Source organism: Pigmentiphaga daeguensis, from assembly GCF_039523035.1.
Lineage (GTDB): Bacteria > Pseudomonadota > Gammaproteobacteria > Burkholderiales > Burkholderiaceae_B > Pigmentiphaga > Pigmentiphaga daeguensis.
Genome location: NZ_BAAAEN010000003.1, coordinates 85758 through 100997, shown reverse-complemented (window position 1 = coordinate 100997; position 15240 = coordinate 85758). Strand labels below are relative to the sequence as shown.

13 protein-coding genes are annotated in these 15240 nt (G+C 67.5%); 8 read left to right on the top strand and 5 right to left on the bottom strand.

The window, feature by feature from the left end:
- The first annotated feature begins 36 nt into the window (after positions 1-36).
- The 8 genes from recA to ABD104_RS05355 all read left to right on the top strand — a co-directional run bounded on the left by recA (position 37) and on the right by ABD104_RS05355 (position 7790).
- Positions 37-1116, top strand: coding sequence for a recombinase RecA (recA, locus tag ABD104_RS05390; RefSeq protein ID WP_087837307.1), 1080 nt, complete (start codon positions 37-39; stop codon positions 1114-1116).
- Positions 1103-1591, top strand: coding sequence for a recombination regulator RecX (gene recX / locus ABD104_RS05385; RefSeq protein WP_132979423.1), 489 nt, complete (start codon positions 1103-1105; stop codon positions 1589-1591). Before recA ends, recX begins: the two co-directional genes overlap by 14 nt.
- A 56-nt stretch (positions 1592-1647) precedes the next feature.
- Positions 1648-1950: a hypothetical protein gene (locus ABD104_RS05380; protein ID WP_165963096.1), complete on the top strand. Its 303-nt coding sequence runs from the start codon at positions 1648-1650 to the stop codon at positions 1948-1950.
- A gap of 68 nt (positions 1951-2018) precedes the next feature.
- Positions 2019-3644 (top strand): M30 family zinc metallopeptidase, encoded by a 1626-nt coding sequence (locus tag ABD104_RS05375; protein ID WP_343927233.1) that lies wholly within the window; start codon positions 2019-2021, stop codon positions 3642-3644.
- Between the two features lie 373 nt (positions 3645-4017).
- Positions 4018-5181 (top strand): ADP-forming succinate--CoA ligase subunit beta, encoded by a 1164-nt coding sequence (gene sucC / locus ABD104_RS05370; RefSeq protein ID WP_087837304.1) that lies wholly within the window; start codon positions 4018-4020, stop codon positions 5179-5181.
- A gap of 35 nt (positions 5182-5216) precedes the next feature.
- A complete protein-coding gene (gene sucD / locus ABD104_RS05365; protein ID WP_087837303.1) occupies positions 5217-6098 on the top strand; it encodes a succinate--CoA ligase subunit alpha in 882 nt (293 codons plus the stop codon).
- A 59-nt stretch (positions 6099-6157) separates the two neighbouring features.
- Positions 6158-6862 carry a TerC family protein gene (locus ABD104_RS05360; RefSeq protein WP_087837302.1) on the top strand — a complete coding sequence of 235 codons (705 nt, stop codon included), beginning with the start codon at positions 6158-6160 and terminating at the stop codon, positions 6860-6862.
- Between the two features lie 199 nt (positions 6863-7061).
- Positions 7062-7790, top strand: a complete 729-nt coding sequence (locus ABD104_RS05355) for a TerC family protein (protein WP_087837301.1) — start codon at positions 7062-7064, stop codon at positions 7788-7790.
- A gap of 73 nt (positions 7791-7863) precedes the next feature.
- Here ABD104_RS05355 and ABD104_RS05350 read toward each other — a convergent pair whose 3' ends face one another.
- The 5 genes from ABD104_RS05350 to ppc form a co-directional block, all read right to left on the bottom strand.
- A complete protein-coding gene (locus ABD104_RS05350) occupies positions 7864-8766 on the bottom strand; it encodes a LysR substrate-binding domain-containing protein (protein ID WP_343927232.1) in 903 nt (300 codons plus the stop codon).
- A 324-nt stretch (positions 8767-9090) separates the two neighbouring features.
- Positions 9091-9930, bottom strand: coding sequence for an IclR family transcriptional regulator (locus ABD104_RS05345; RefSeq protein ID WP_087837299.1), 840 nt, complete (start codon positions 9928-9930; stop codon positions 9091-9093).
- Between the two features lie 51 nt (positions 9931-9981).
- Positions 9982-10947 (bottom strand): tripartite tricarboxylate transporter substrate binding protein, encoded by a 966-nt coding sequence (locus ABD104_RS05340; RefSeq protein ID WP_425543313.1) that lies wholly within the window; start codon positions 10945-10947, stop codon positions 9982-9984.
- 29 nt (positions 10948-10976) lie between these two features.
- Positions 10977-12116, bottom strand: a complete 1140-nt coding sequence (locus tag ABD104_RS05335) for an FAD-dependent monooxygenase (protein ID WP_343927231.1) — start codon at positions 12114-12116, stop codon at positions 10977-10979.
- Between the two features lie 216 nt (positions 12117-12332).
- Entirely contained in the window at positions 12333-15176 is a 2844-nt protein-coding gene (ppc, locus tag ABD104_RS05330) for a phosphoenolpyruvate carboxylase (protein WP_165963094.1), read from the bottom strand.
- Positions 15177-15240 lie beyond the last annotated feature (64 nt).

Sequence of the window (15240 nt, the reverse complement as noted above, 5' to 3'; positions counted from 1 at the left end):
GTGCCATAATTCGCCCATCAACCCAAGGATCCCAGAATGGACGACACCAAAGCTTCCAAGGCCGCAGCCGCTGCCCAGAACGAAAAGACCAAGGCCCTGGCCGCCGCGCTGTCCCAGATCGAAAAGCAGTTCGGCAAGGGCTCGGTCATGCGCTATGGCGACAACGAGGTCGAGCACGACATCCAGGTCGTCTCCACCGGCTCGCTCGGCCTGGACATCGCCCTGGGCGTGGGCGGCCTGCCGCGCGGCCGGGTCATCGAGATCTACGGCCCGGAATCGTCGGGCAAGACCACGCTCACGCTGCAGGTCGTCGCCGAAATGCAGAAGCTGGGCGGCGCCTGCGCCTTCATCGACGCCGAGCACGCGCTCGATGTCCAGTACGCCTCCAAGCTCGGCGTGAACCTGACCGACCTGCTGATCTCGCAGCCCGACACCGGCGAGCAGGCCCTGGAAATCACCGACGCGCTGGTGCGCTCGGGCGCGGTCGACCTGATCGTCATCGACTCGGTCGCGGCGCTGGTGCCCAAGGCCGAAATCGAAGGCGAGATGGGCGATTCCCTGCCCGGCCTGCAGGCCCGCCTGATGAGCCAGGCGCTGCGCAAGCTGACCGCCTCGATCAAGCGCACCAACTGCATGGTCATCTTCATCAACCAGATCCGGATGAAGATCGGCGTCATGTTCGGCAACCCCGAAACCACCACCGGCGGCAACGCGCTGAAGTTCTACGCCTCGGTCCGCCTCGACATCCGGCGCACCGGCTCCATCAAGAAGGGCGACGAGGTCATCGGCAACGAGACCCGCGTCAAGGTCGTCAAGAACAAGGTGTCGCCGCCGTTCAAGAGCGCCGAGTTCGACATCATGTACGGCGCCGGCATCTCGCGCGAAGGCGAGATCCTGGACCTGGGCGTGCAGGCGGGCATCGTCGAGAAGTCCGGTTCGTGGTTCAGCTATAACGGCGAGCGCATCGGCCAGGGCAAGGACAACGCCCGCGAGTTCCTGAAGGAACGCCCGGAAATGGCCATCGAGATCGAGAACCGCGTGCGCGACAGCCTGGGCGTGGCAGCCCGGGTGGCCGGCGCCGGCAAAGTGACCGAAGCCGAGCTTGAAGACGAGTGATGACGGCAAGCCCGCCTCCGGCCCTTCGCTGAAGGCCCGGGCGGTGGGTTATCTGTCCCGGCGCGAACACAGCCGCCTGGAACTGGGCCGCAAGCTGGCCCGTTTCGGGGAAGAGGACGAGGTTCGCGCCGTGCTCGACAGCCTGGAGAAGGAAGGCTGGCTGTCTACCCAGCGCTATGCGCAAAGCGTGGTGCACCGGCTGGCGGCCAAGCAGGGCACCTTGCGCATCATGTATGAGCTGCGCCAGCACGGCGTGGCGGACACGCAGATCGCCGAACTGCGGGACACGCTGGAAGCCACCGAACTGGCCCGGGCGCGCGATGTGTGGCGCAAGCGCTTCGGCACGCTGCCGGCCGATGCCAGCCAGCGTGCCAAGCAGGTGCGTTTCCTGATGTCCCGGGGCTTCGGCCAGGCCACCATCAGGCAGGTGTTGCGAGGTGTGGACCTCGATGACCTGGACGACGGCCAGGGCTAGGCCGCTTGCCGGAACGCCCGTACACTTTCCGCATCCCCTTTCGCCGCGAGGCTGCCATGCGTGCATTGTTGCTGGCCCTGTGCCTGAGTGTGTCCAGCCTGTGGGCCTGTGCCCAGCCCGCCCCCCGGGCGGGCGACGTGATCACGCTGGAAGGACGCATCGTGCTCAAGGGCAACGAGCCCTTCGTCGTCGCCGTGCTCGAGTCGGGCGACCGGCAATGGGACCTGCGCGGCCTGACCCGTCAGCAGATGCAGGACCTGCAATCGCGCACCGTCACGGTCACCGGCACGGTGGCGCGCGCCGCCGGCGAGGCGGGCGGCGGGATGCCCGCCCAGTTGCAGGTGCAGTCCATCCGATAGGGCCTGTGAACAGGCCCTGGTCCGCGCGCCATGGTATGTTGCGCGTAAGCTTCTTCTGCGGGGGCAAGATGAATCGCGATACCGTGGGTACCATCCGGACACTGGCCGGGATTGCGTTGGCGGCGCTGCTGGCTTCCTGTGGTGGCGGCGGGGGCGGCGAGGTCTCCGGATCGGGGGCATTGTCCGTGGCATGCAGCGGCGCGCAATGCGGCGCCGCCGATGCGCAGACCTACCGCGGTAGCGGCGTGGGCATCTGGCGCTACGACAATAGCGGTTCGAGCTCGGGCACGTCGGTGCCGATCGCTCTCAATGGCGTCAATGGCCGTACCGTCACGCTGGTCTTCACCAACGTTTCCGACCGCGATGCGGGCATGGCCTCGATCAGCGCCTCGGTGGCGGATCGTCCCGCGGCCTCATCGAAAATCGAAGCCCCGGCCGATCCGGATCACCTGCCGGGCGTCAACCAGATTCCCGCGCACATCCGCGACTACCAGCCGCCGGTCGATCGCGCGTCCCAGCCCCGGGCATCGACGCGGCAGGGCCCCGCCACCGCCGTGCGGGCGGCGGTCGAAGGCGATACGCGGGAATGGCAGGACAGCAGCGGCACGCGGTTCCAGGCCACCCTGGCCCGCCGCTGGGCAGCCACCGACGGGCGCATGCTGAACATCTGGGTGCAGGACGGCGAGCGGTCCGCCGCGAAGGTGAGCGAGGCCCTGCTGGACAGCCTGAAGAGCCGGTTCTCGTCGAACCAGGACTCCGTCTATCCCATCGTGACCGATCTCGCGGGCGCGCCTTGGGGCGCCACCGTCGGCAGCGGCTACATCGGTCCCGACCAGGACCTGCACATCGTGCTGTCCAACATCACGCCCGATGGCAAGCCCTGGGGCGTGATCGGCTATTTCTTCAACGCCAATGCCTTCCTGAAAAGCTACGAGGCGCTCAGCAATGAAGCGGTGGTGCTGTTCCTGGACACCGAAACCATGTACCTGGGCGGCCAGGCGGGCCGGAATACCGGCTATACGACGCTGGCGCACGAGATGACCCACATGGTCAACTTCTACCAGCGGGCCGCGCGCACGGGCGTGAGTCCGGACAACCGCTTCGCGGTCTGGCTGGAAGAGACCTCGGCCCTGATGATGGAGGACCTGGCCTCGGGCCGGGTGGTGCCGGGCTTCAACCCGCTGCGCGACGGGGACTACGGCAACTGGCTGCACCAGAGCCAGAACTGCGACTACATCCGTGGCTGGGACGCCAGCGTGTCCTCCAGCTGCTTCTCGTATCCCATCGCCGCCAACTTCGGCGGCTACCTGCTGCGGCAATACGGCACGGATTTCTATCGCAGCCTGTTGCGCGGCACCTCGTCCACCGATTCGTTCACCCTGCTGGACCAGGCCGTCAGGCAGGCGGGCGGAGCGGGCGCGCGGCCCGCCTTGCGGGACTGGGGCGCGGCGCTGGCCCTGCTGCCCGCATCGCCGCCGGCCGGGTTCGGCTATCCGCGCCGCACGCAGGGCGGCTACGACCTGCCCGCCATCAACGGCCCCGATTACACATCGCTGCGCACGCTACCGTCCAGTTCGCCGTCCACGCTCAAGGCCTCGGGCCATTTCCCCGTGGTGCGCCGGCCGTCGGGCGCGTCGTACTCGGAAACCGTGGCGGTGCCGGCAGGCTCGGCCCTGACCGTCGTCGTCCAGTAGCCCAAGGGGCCGGGCGCGCCTGGCGTCCGGCGCGCGTGCCGGAGGGCGTTCCCGCCGGGGGCTGAAGGAAGCCGGGGGCAGGGGTGCTATACTCTCCGGGTTTTATCGCCCGCCCATTGCCTCCCGGCCACGCCCGGAATCTGCCGGCGCCCCCGATGCAATCGGCACCTTAGCGCATGCCCGTAACCGCCAATCGCCTCGCTATGCGACAGCCCGCGACTTTGCTCGTCCCGAGCACAGGTCCGTGGGCTTTTGTTTGCCCGGCCGCGGCTACGCCTGGGCTATCCCCATCCGTATCCAGGCGCATGACCCGTCATGGCGCTGGTCTTTTCCAACCGAACATTCAACGTCTACCCGACAGCGAAGGCTCCGCATGAAAATCCACGAGTATCAGGGCAAAGAGCTTCTGAAGAAATTTGGCGTCACCGTTCCGCGCGGCATCCCCGTGTTCTCGGTGGACGAGGCCGTCAAGGCCGCTGAACAACTGGGCGGCCCGGTGTGGGTCGTCAAGGCCCAGATCCATGCGGGCGGCCGCGGCAAGGGCGGCGGCGTCAAGCTGGGCCGCTCCATCGAGGAAGTGCGCACGCTGGCCGGCCAGATCCTGGGCATGCAGCTGGTCACGCACCAGACCGGCCCGGAAGGCCAGAAGGTCCGCCGCCTGCTGATCGAAGAAGGCGCCGACATCAAGAAGGAACTGTACGTCGGCATCGTGACCGACCGCAGCTCGCAGCGCGTCTGCGTGATGGCCTCGAGCGAAGGCGGCATGGAGATCGAAGAGGTCGCCCACGCCACGCCCGAGAAGATCCTGAAGGTGTTCGTCGATCCCGCCAAGGGCCTGACCACCGAGGAAGCCTCGCAACTGGCCCGCGGCATCGGCGTTCCCGAAGGCTCGATCGCCGACGCGGCCGACCAGATCCAGAAGCTGTACACCTGCTACGTCGAGACCGACGCCGACCTGGCCGAGATCAACCCCCTGATCGTCACCGGCTCGGGCAAGATCATCGCCCTGGACGCCAAGTTCAACTTCGATTCGAACGCGCTGTTCCGCCACCCCGAGATCGTGGCCTACCGCGACACCGACGAAGAAGACCCCGCCGAAATCGAAGCCAGCAAGTTCGGCCTGGCCTACATCCAGCTCGACGGCAACATCGGCTGCCTGGTGAACGGCGCCGGCCTGGCCATGGCGACCATGGACACCATCAAGCTGTTCGGCGGCGAGCCGGCCAACTTCCTGGACGTCGGCGGTGGCGCCACGGCCGAGAAGGTGACCGAAGCCTTCAAGATCATGCTGAAGAACCCGGGCCTGAAGGCCATCCTGGTCAACATCTTCGGCGGCATCATGCGCTGCGACGTCATCGCCGAAGGCGTGATCGCCGCGTGCAAGGCCGTCAGCCTGAGCGTGCCGCTGGTGGTGCGCATGAAGGGCACCAACGAAGAGCTCGGCAAGAAGATGCTGGCCGACTCCGGACTGCCCATCATCAGCGCCGACACGATGGCCGAAGCCGCCACCGCCGTCGTGGCCGCCGCCAAGAAGTAATCGTTGCGCCCAGCACAGGATATTAAGGACTCGAAATGTCGATTCTGATCAACAAAGATACCAAGGTCGTCACGCAGGGGATCACCGGCAAGACCGGCCAGTTCCACACCCGCATGTGCCGCGAGTACGCCAACGGCAAGAACTGCTTCGTGGCCGGCGTGAACCCCAAGAAGGCCGGTGAGGACTTCGAAGGCGTGCCCATCTACGCCAACGTCGCCGAAGCCAAGGCCGCCACCGGCGCCAACGTGTCGGTCATCTACGTGCCGCCCGCCGGCGCCGCCGCCGCCATCTGGGAAGCCGTCGAGGCCGACCTGGACCTGGCCATCTGCATCACCGAGGGCATTCCCGTCCGCGACATGCTGGAAGTCCGCAACCGCATGCGCGCCGAGAACAAGCGCACGCTGCTGCTCGGACCCAACTGCCCCGGCCTGATCACCCCCGACGAAATCAAGATCGGCATCATGCCCGGCCACATCCACCGCAAGGGCCGCATCGGCATCGTCAGCCGCTCGGGCACCCTGACCTATGAAGCCGTGGCGCAGGTCACGGAACTGGGCCTGGGCCAGTCGAGCGCCGTCGGCATCGGTGGCGACCCCATCAACGGCCTGAAGCACATCGACGTGCTGAAGATGTTCAACGACGATCCCGACACCGACGCCGTCATCATGATCGGCGAAATCGGCGGTCCGGACGAAGTGAACGCCGCCCAGTGGGCCAAGGACAACATGAAGAAGCCGGTGGTCGGCTTCATCGCGGGCGTGACGGCTCCGGCCGGCAAGCGCATGGGCCACGCCGGCGCGCTGATTTCCGGCGGCGCCGACACGGCCCAGGCCAAGCTCGACATCATGGAAGCTTGCGGCATCAAGACGACCAAGAACCCGTCCGAGATGGGCAAACTGCTCAAGTCCGTGCTGTAAAACAGAAGAGAGACGGGCGCGGTTGATCACCGCGCCCGTCGCCATTTCAGGAGAGAAGCGTGGAATTTGGTTCAGCGGCCTTCGTACTGGCTCTCATTCAAATCATCTGGGTGAACATCCTGTTGTCGGGGGACAACGCGGTGGTCATCGCGCTGGCGGCTCGTTCGCTGCCGGCCCATCAACAAAAGAAAGCAATCGTGATCGGCTCTGCGGCCGCCATCGTGATGCGTATCATCCTGACGCTGGTTGCGGCCCAGTTGCTGCAACTGCCCTGGTTGAAACTGATCGGCTCGCTGCTGTTGCTGTACATCGGTGTTTCGCTGTTGCTGCCGGAAGGTGAAGAGGACGAAGGCAAGCTGGCCAAGGACGGCCTGATGGCCGCCATCCGCACCATCCTGATCGCCGACCTGGTCATGAGCCTGGACAACGTGATTGCCGTGGCGGCCGCCGCCATGGGCAATACCGTGCTCCTGGTCCTGGGCCTGGCCATCAGCATCCCGCTGGTGATCTTCGGCAGCACGCTGCTGCTGAAGGTCATCGAGCGCTTCCCGCTGATCGTCTGGCTGGGTGCCGCGCTGCTGGGGTTCATCGCCGGCGAACTGTTCGTCAACGATCCCGCGCTGCATACCGAGGCCGTCGAGGCGTCCATGGGGTTGAGCCATCATGGCGCCGAGATTGCCGCGGGCGTGGTCGGGGCCCTGATCGTGCTGGTCGTGGGCAAGGTGCTGATGTCGCGGCGCCGCTCCGGCGACCAGCCCGCTTGACGGCCGGCAACGCTTCATCATCGTAGTACGCCGGCCTGGCATGGGATGCCGGGCCGGTTTCGCCTTCGGGGCGGGAAGTCTTCCAGCATGCGGGTGTGTGGGAGCTTCCTCCGAAAGGTGTCGTGAATTCAAAAAAAGGAAGAGCCAATCTTCCGCACAGGAAGATTCGCTCGTCCGGATCTGGCTTAGGGAGCTACACGTGCTTGAATTTCTCCAGACGCTCAGCTGGGCGGCCGTATTTCAAATCATTCTGATCGACATCCTGCTGGGCGGGGACAACGCGGTGGTCATCGCGCTGGCCTGCCGCAATCTGCCGGCCAAGCGGCGGATGCAGGGGATCCTGTGGGGGACGGCGGGCGCGATCGTGCTGCGCGTCGTGCTCATCGCCTTCGCGGTCACGATGCTGCAGATTCCCTTCCTGAAGGTCGTGGGCGGCGTGCTGCTGTTCTGGATCGGCATCAAGCTGCTGGTGCCCGAGGACGAGTCGCACGACAACATCGAAGGGGGCGCCACGCTGCTGGGGGCGATCAAGACCATCATCGTCGCCGACTTCGTCATGAGCCTGGACAACGTCATCGCCATCGCGGGCGCGGCCCAGCAGGCGGATGAGTCCCACCAGATCGGGCTGGTCATCTTCGGCCTGCTGGTCAGCGTGCCCATCATCATCTGGGGCAGCACGCTGGTCCTGAAGCTGATCGACCGCTTCCCCATCGTGGTGACGCTGGGCGGCGCGCTGCTGGGATGGATTGCCGGCGGCATGCTGGCGACCGACGTCGCGGTCCAGTCGCACGTGATCCAGCCGACCTCGCTGGCGGCCTACAACACGCAGATCACCTATGCCGCGGAAATCATAGGCGCGCTGGTCGTCGTCGGCGTGGGGATGTGGTTGGCTCGCCGGAAGAAGGCGGCGCAGGCCAGCCACGCCTGATCGGAGCGCGGGGCCGCCAGGCCCGGTGCGCGGCACGCCCTGCCTCGGCAGGGCGTTGTCGTTCTGGAGCGCATCATGCGTCGAAAGGGCGCTTGCCCAGCGCCTGGACGACGTGGTCCACGAAAGCCGTGATGCGCGAGGCCAGGGCGGTATTGCGGTAGTAGACCGCGTTGATCGGCTGGCGCACGTCCAGCGTCCGCCCGGGAAACAATTGCACCAGGCGTCCTTGCCGGCGGTCGTCGCCGGTCATGAAATCCGACAGGCAGGCGATGCCCAGGCCCGCCAGGGCCATGTGCCGCAGCGTTTCCCCGCTGGACGAGGCGATCGTGGGCCGGATGCGCAAGGTGTTTCCGTCCGCGTCGCGCACCGGCCAGTCGTTCAGCGTCTCGGGCTGGGTGAAACCCAGCAGCGTGTGCGATTCGAACTGTTCCGGATCGGCCGGCGAACCGTGGCGCGCCAGGTAGCCGGGACTGGCAAGCATGCGTATGCGGCTGGTGCCGACGGGGCGGGCGTGCAGGGTGGAATCCTTCAAGGCCCCGATGCGGAAGGCCACGTCGGTGCGCTTTTCGATCAGGTCGACGATGCCTTCGTTCGAATCGAGCTCCAGTTCAACCTTGGGGTAGCGGGCGCGGAAACCGTCCAGCAGCGGCACCAGGACGTGCAGCATGAAAGGCGTGGAGGCATCGACCCGCAACCGCCCTGCCGGGTGCAGGCGCCGGGCCGCCATCTGTTCCTCGGCTTCGTCGACCGAAGCCAGGATGGCGCGCGCATGGCGCAGGAAGGTCGAGCCTTCCTCGGTCAGCTCCAGCCGCCTGGTCGTGCGGCGTAGCAGGGTGGTCTGGAGCTTCTCCTCCAGCCGTCCCAGGGTGCGGCTGGTGGCGGAAATGGTCAGCCCGAGCACTTCCGAGGCCGCCGTGATCGAGCCCGTGTCCACGACGGCCACGAAGGCCTGCAACTCGTCCAGGGTGGTCTTCATTATTGAATTCGACGCAAGCGATATGGGTGGATACTGGGCTCAATCTGCAAATATAGACCCGCCACACCGGAGGCTGGTCGCTCGGTGGGCGACCATGTTCATTCCGGGGGCGCCCGCGCCATCGGGCGGCGTGAAACAGGCTAACCTAATGCCCCGTCGGATTTCGACGCGTGTTTTCTTATTGCCGCCCCGCGGGGCGGCGCCAGAGGATGGAATGAAGAGCTTGCAGAAAGGATTGACGCTGATGCAGATGCTGGTGCTGATCGGCGCCGTCGGCGTGGTGATCGCGGTCGCGGTGTCGTACCTGCGCTGAATCGCCCGGGGCTACCGCTCGCGGTAGCCCAGTGCCAGCGACAATTCCCGCGCCGCTCGCACGACGGCCGGGATCACGGTCCCGGCCACGACCTCGTCCGTGAAGGTGTAGATCATCGAGGTCGCGTTCAGTCCCGCCACCACTTCCCCCTGTGCGTTCAGCACGGGCGCGGCGATCGACCGCACGCCGCGGTGGAATTCCTCGTCGTTGTAGACGTAGCCGCGTTCGCGCGCGGTATCCAGCAACGCGCGGAACGCGGCGGGATCCACCGTGGATTTTTCGGTCAGCGCGGGAATCGGCGCGCCGTCCAGGATGCGGGCGATGTCCGCCTGGGGCTTGTAGGCCAGCAGGATACGTCCGATCGAGGACGAGTGCGGCGGCATGCGGGACCCGACGTGGATGTCGATCGACGTGGGCAGCGGGATGCGGGCCTGCGCCACGTAGACCAGCTCGTCGCGGTCCAGGATGGCCATGTGCACCGAGGCGCCGACCTCGGTGCGCAGCCGGTTCATGATCGGCTGCGCCAGCTCGACCAGCGGCAGGCGGTTCAGGTAGGCGAAGCCGAGCTTCATGGCATGCGCGGTCAGGCGGTAGCGCCGGCCGACTTCCTCGCGTTCGAGGAAACCCAGTTTCTCCAGCGTGTGCACGAAGCGATACGGCTTGCTGCGGCTCCAGCCCAGCCGCTGCGCGAGTTCGGTCAGGGTGAGCGAGGGCTGTTCGCAATCGAAGGCTTCGAGCACGGACAGGCCCTGGGCGAGCGCATCGACCCAGTACGGGTCCTTGCGGGGAGCGGAAGCATGGTCGGGCGCGTCGTCGCCGTCGTCGGTAGCCGGCAGCTGGGGTTCGGTCATAGGGGCCAGATGGGACGGGTCGCAAGGCGGAGCGCCTTGCGCCCGGTCATTTTATAGTCTGCGCAGCCCTATCCGGTCGATCAACAGCTTTTCCTTCTGCATGGTGTCCGCCGCGAAGCGGGTGAACTGTTCGCTGCTCAGGTAGGCGGGCTCGAGGTCGTACTGCTTGAGCGCGGCGCGGTAGTTGTCCATGTCCATGGATTGCTTGAAGGCGTCGTGCAGGATGCGGACCACGCCCGGATCGGTGTCGCGCGGGGCCGCCAGCCCGAAAGGGGCGTTCTGCACGATGTCGTAGCCCAGTTCCTTGAGCGTGGGCGCCGCCGAGAAGCGCGCGCTGCGCGTTTCGCCGCCGGTGGCGAGCAGGCGCAGTTGCCCCGACTCGACGTACTGCGCCCAGCTTGGGCCGTCGGCAAGCGACATGATGTGGCCGCCCAGGAGCGCGGCCAGCGCTTCGGCGCCGCCCTTGTAGGGCACGTGGTTGAATTTCACGCCGGCCTGGAAGGCCAGGTCTTCCATCGTCAGGTGGGGCGAGGACAGGGTGCCCGGCGTGCCGTAGGTCATCGTGCCGGGGTTGGCCTTGGCGTAGGCGATGTAGTCGGCCACCGTCTTGATGGGCGAGGAAGCCGGCACCACGAGACCGAAGGGGTAGGCCGCCAGGCCGATGATGTATCTCAGGTCCTTGAGCGGATCCCAGGCGGTCTTGACCAGGTAGGGCGTGCGGAACACCGATACGGCGATCTGCGCGATCGTGTAGCCGTCGGGGGCGGTGGTCTGCATCATCTGGGCGGGGATCACCATCCCGGCGCCCGGTTTGTTCTCGACCACGACCGGCTGCTTCAGGATGGCGGCCGCGTTCTGCGCCAGGACGCGGAACGCGACGTCGGTGGCGCCGCCGGGCGCGAAGCCCACCAGCATGCGGATGGGGCGCGAGGGGAAGCCGGGCTGGGCGCGCGCGGCCGGGGCCGCGCCGGCGCCCGCCGCCGCGATCATGGTGCCGAGGAAATGTCGTCTGTGCATGGCAAGGACTCCGCTGGAAAGGGAAGGGTTCAGTGCGCCCGCTCGGGCAGGGGTTCGGTCCAGGCGTCGTAGCCATAGACCCAGTCGGCGTTCGTGTCCGAGCGCAGCCAGTCGTTCTGCAGCGAGCCGCGCTGGATCCGGCTGGCGCGTTCCAGCCGGGCCTGTTCGTAGCGCAGCAGGGCGGCGGGCACGTCGTTCCCGGCTTCGCCCAGGCAGCGGCTCAGCACCGCGGCGTCCTCCAGGCCCATGGCGGCGCCCTGGGCCATGAAGGGCAGCATGGCATGGCAGGCGTCGCCCAGCAGGGTGACGCGGCCATGGGTCCAGCGCACCATGGGGTCGCGCGCGTAGAGCGCCGTCTTGAGGACGACGTCGCAGCCTTCCAGGATGGCGAGCGCTTCCTCGTGAAAGCCTGCGTACGCGCGCAGCAGTTCGTCCTTGTGTCCCTGGATCGACCAGGACTCGTGCGTCCATTCGGTCTCGGGCACGGTGGCGAACACGAACAGCTCGCGCTGGCCACGGTCGATCAGGAAGGTGAAGATCTGGCTGGAGGCATCCGGACCCCACCACTTGGTGGTGGGAGTCAGGTCGTAGCGCGCGAGCGGCGCGGTGGGCACGATGGAGCGGAACGCGACCTTGCCGGTGAAGCGGGGGGCTTCGGGGCCGGCGATGGCTTCGCGGACCACCGAATGGATGCCGTCGCAGCCGACCACGGCGCGCGCCGATACCCGCGTTCCATCGGCCAGTTCCAGCCATGCATGGCGCTCGTCCTGGCCGACGCCGGCCACCTTGGCGCCCAGGCGGACCGAGCCGGCCGGCAGGGCGGCCTCCAGCGCCGACAGCAGGTCGGCGCGATGGATGGTGAGTTGGGGCGCCCCGTAGCGCCGTGCCCCCTGGGTGTGCAATTCCAGTCGCGAGGTTTCCCGGCCGCTGTCCCAGAGCCGGCTGATGCGGCAGGTGGGTTCGTAGGCCGTGGCGCGCAGCACCGTGCCCACGCCCAGTCCGTCCAGCACCTTGACCGCGTTGGGCGTAAGGTTGATGCCCGCGCCCACGCGCCCGAACCTGGGCGCCTGTTCGTAGACCCCCACCTTGAATCCCGCGCGATGCAGGGCGATGGCCGCGGCCATGCCGCCTATGCCCGCCCCGACGATCGCGATGTCGACTTCCGTCATGCTTTCCTTCCTGGATGTTTTGTATGGAAAAACTTTTTTTGAATATAAAACCTACCGGAGGATGGAGGCAATAGGGGGAAGCCACGAAAGCGACAGCGCGCGCATCGGAAGCGGCGCACGTCGGAAAGGGGGGGAGCGGGGGAGGCGCCGAGCGAAGGCCGGCGCAGTAGGGGAGGGAAGCAGGCGGGCCGGCAGGCGGCCCGCCTGGGCGCGGCGTCAGCCGGTGTTGCGCAGGCCCGCGGCGATGCCGTTGATGGTCAGGTGGATGCCGTTCTGGGTGCGGCCGGCCGGATCCGCCTTGGCGCGGCCCGCCTTGCCACGGGTGGCGCGATAGCGGCGGATCAGTTCGATCTGCACGTGGTTGAGCGGATCGATGTAGGCGATGCGGTCGCGGATCGAGCGCGCCAGCGACGGATTGTCGGCCAGCAACTGGCGCTGGCCGGTGATCAGCTTCAGCGCGCTCATGGTGCGCTTCCATTCGTCGCTGATCGCGCCGAAGATGCGTTTGCGCAGCGCGGTGTCCGGCACCAGTTGCGCATAGCGCGAGGCGATGACCAGGTCGGTCTTGGCCAGCACCATTTCCATGTTGGACAGCAGCGTGCGGAAGAACGGCCAGTCGCGCGCCATGGCCTGCAGGTGCTCGATGCGCTCGCGCCGGGTGCCTTCGCCATGGCGCAGGTAGTCGTCGATGGCCGCGCCCATGCCGTACCAGCCAGGCAGCAGCAGCCGGCACTGGCCCCACGAGAAGCCCCAGGGAATGGCCCGCAGGTCCTCGATGCGCCCGGTGGATTTGCGCGAGGCCGGACGCGAACCGATGTTCAGGCCGGCGATCTCGGAAATGGGCGTCGAGGCGAAGAAGTAGTCGGCGAACCCGGGCGTCTCGTAGACCAGGGCGCGGTAACTGCGCATGGCGGTGGCCGACAGGCGGTCCATGGTCTGCCCGTAGCTGGCGAACAGCGCGTCCTCGGCGGAGGCGCTTTCGGTGTGGTCGGCCAGGCTGGCCTCCAGCGTGGCGGCGGTCAGCAGTTCGAGATGCCAGCGGCCGATGTCGGCGTCCTTGTACTTGCTCTGGATGACCTCGCCCTGTTCGGTCAGGCGGATCTGGCCGGCCACCGTGCCGGGCGGCTGGGCGAGGATGGCATCGAAGCTCGAGCCGCCGCCCCGGCCCACGGTGCCGCCGCGGCCATGGAACAGGCGCAGCCTGACCTTGCGGGCGCGGAAGACCTCGACCAGCGCGCGTTCGGCCTGGTACAGGGACCAGTTCGACGTCAGGAAGCCGCCGTCCTTGTTGCTGTCGGAATAGCCCAGCATGACTTCCTGCACCCCGCGCTGGGCATGGCGCACGCGGGCCTTGACCTCGGGCAGGTCGAGGAACTGCGCCATGATGCCGGGGCCGTTGGCCAGGTCGGGAATGGTCTCGAACAGCGGCACCACCATCAGCCCTTCGCCGTCGGCCGGAACGTGTCCGTTCGCCGAGCCGCCTCCGGGCGCGATGAGCCCGGTTTCCTGCTGGAGCACCAGGACTTCCAGCAGGTCGCTCACGGTTTCCGTGTGCGACACGATGGCGTGGTGCACGGCCTGCGCGCCGAAGCGCTGGCGGGCGCTGGCGGCCGCCCGGAAGATGTCCAGTTCGCGGGTGGTTTCCTCGCTGTAGCGCAGCCAGGGCGAGACCAGCGGGCGGACTTCCTGCAACTCGCGCCGCAGCAGCTCGATGCGGGCGGCTTCGTCCAGGCTGGCGTAGTCGGCTTGCACCCCGGCGCGCGCGAACAGCTCGGCCACCGTGCGTTCGTGCACGTCGGAACTCTGGCGCAGGTCGATGGTGGCCAGGTGGAAGCCGAACACGTCCACCGCCTGGCGCAGCGCCGACAGGCGCAGCCGGGCGATGGGCGAGGCGTGGTGGCCGTTGAGCGAGTCGGCGATCACCGCCAGGTCGGCGGCGAATTCGGCCGGCTCGGCATAGGGCTGGGCGGGCGGGGCCTCGCGGCGGGCCAGGTCGCGGCCGGTCAGCGCTCGCGCCGATGCCGCCAGGCGGGCATAGATGCCGACCAGCGCGCGCCGGTAGGGTTCGTCGCGGCGGTGCTCGGAAAGGTCGCCGCCCTGCTCGGCCAGCGCGGCCAGCGCGTGCGAGGCGGGCGTCAGCAGCGCGCTCAGGGACAGCTCGGCGCCGAGCGCGTGGGTTTCGTCCAGGTAGTACTCGAAGGCCGTGGTGCTTTGGCGCAGCAGCGCCAGGTTCAGCGTCTCGGCGTCGACGTTGGGATTGCCGTCGCGGTCGCCGCCTATCCAGCTGCCCATGCGCAGGAAGGACTTGAGCGGCGCCGGGTGGGGGCCGAACGGATCGGCCGGTTCGCGGCCGAGCAGGCGCGAAAGATGGCCGTACAACTGCGGGATGACGGACAGGAAGGTGCTGCGGTAATAGGACAGCGCGTTCTCGATCTCGTCGGCCACCGTCAGCCGGGAATTGCGCAGCATGCGCGTCTGCCACAGCGTGGTGATGCGCCCCAGCAGGGCCAGGGTCTGTTCGAAGGATTCGTCCGTGGTGCGCGGGTCGTCGCGCTCCTGCAGCAGATGGGCGATTTCCTTGTGCACGTCCAGCGTGCTCTTGCGCTGCACCTCGGTGGGGTGGGCCGTCAGGACCGGCGAGATCAGCGTTTCGTCCAGCAACTGGCGCATGCGCGCGTTGCCGATGCCTGCCGCCCGCAGCCTGGCGACGGCGTCCTGCAGGCTGCCGCGCGCGGGGGCGTCCTGCTGGAGCAGGGTGGCGCGGCGGCGCCGGTTCTGGTCGCGGTCCTCGGCGATGTTGGCCAGGTGCAGATAGTAGGTGAAGGCGCGGACCACGGAGTTGGTCTCGTCGGGCGCCAGCAGCTTTAGGCGCTTCTCCAGCGCGCGGCCGTCGGTGGCGTTGCCGTCGCGGCGGAAGCGCACCGCGGTGCGGCGCACGGTCTCGATGGTGTCGAAGACGCCCGCGCCTTCGCTGGCGCGGATCACGTCGCCCAGGAGGCGGCCCAGCAGTCGGATGTCGTTGCGAAGAGGTAGGTCGGGATCTTGAAGCGATGGGGTCATGGAGCGTCGCGCGTGTTGTCGTTGGAGTCGGCTGCTGCAAATGCTTGGAGACGGGCCCGAAAGG

What these genes read in the sequence shown, in the direction of transcription:
- recA (WP_087837307.1), top strand. Translation starts at nt 37, where the DNA reads ATGGACGACACCAAAGCTTCCAAGGCCGCAGCCGCTGCCCAGAACGAA.
- ABD104_RS05380 (WP_165963096.1), top strand. Translation starts at nt 1,648, where the DNA reads ATGCGTGCATTGTTGCTGGCCCTGTGCCTGAGTGTGTCCAGCCTGTGG.
- ABD104_RS05375 (WP_343927233.1), top strand. Translation starts at nt 2,019, where the DNA reads ATGAATCGCGATACCGTGGGTACCATCCGGACACTGGCCGGGATTGCG.
- sucC (WP_087837304.1), top strand. Translation starts at nt 4,018, where the DNA reads ATGAAAATCCACGAGTATCAGGGCAAAGAGCTTCTGAAGAAATTTGGC.
- sucD (WP_087837303.1), top strand. Translation starts at nt 5,217, where the DNA reads ATGTCGATTCTGATCAACAAAGATACCAAGGTCGTCACGCAGGGGATC.
- ABD104_RS05350 (WP_343927232.1), bottom strand. Translation starts at nt 8,766, where the DNA reads ATGAAGACCACCCTGGACGAGTTGCAGGCCTTCGTGGCCGTCGTGGAC.
- ABD104_RS05345 (WP_087837299.1), bottom strand. Translation starts at nt 9,930, where the DNA reads ATGACCGAACCCCAGCTGCCGGCTACCGACGACGGCGACGACGCGCCC.
- ABD104_RS05340 (WP_425543313.1), bottom strand. Translation starts at nt 10,947, where the DNA reads ATGCACAGACGACATTTCCTCGGCACCATGATCGCGGCGGCGGGCGCC.
- ABD104_RS05335 (WP_343927231.1), bottom strand. Translation starts at nt 12,116, where the DNA reads ATGACGGAAGTCGACATCGCGATCGTCGGGGCGGGCATAGGCGGCATG.
- ppc (WP_165963094.1), bottom strand. Translation starts at nt 15,176, where the DNA reads ATGACCCCATCGCTTCAAGATCCCGACCTACCTCTTCGCAACGACATC.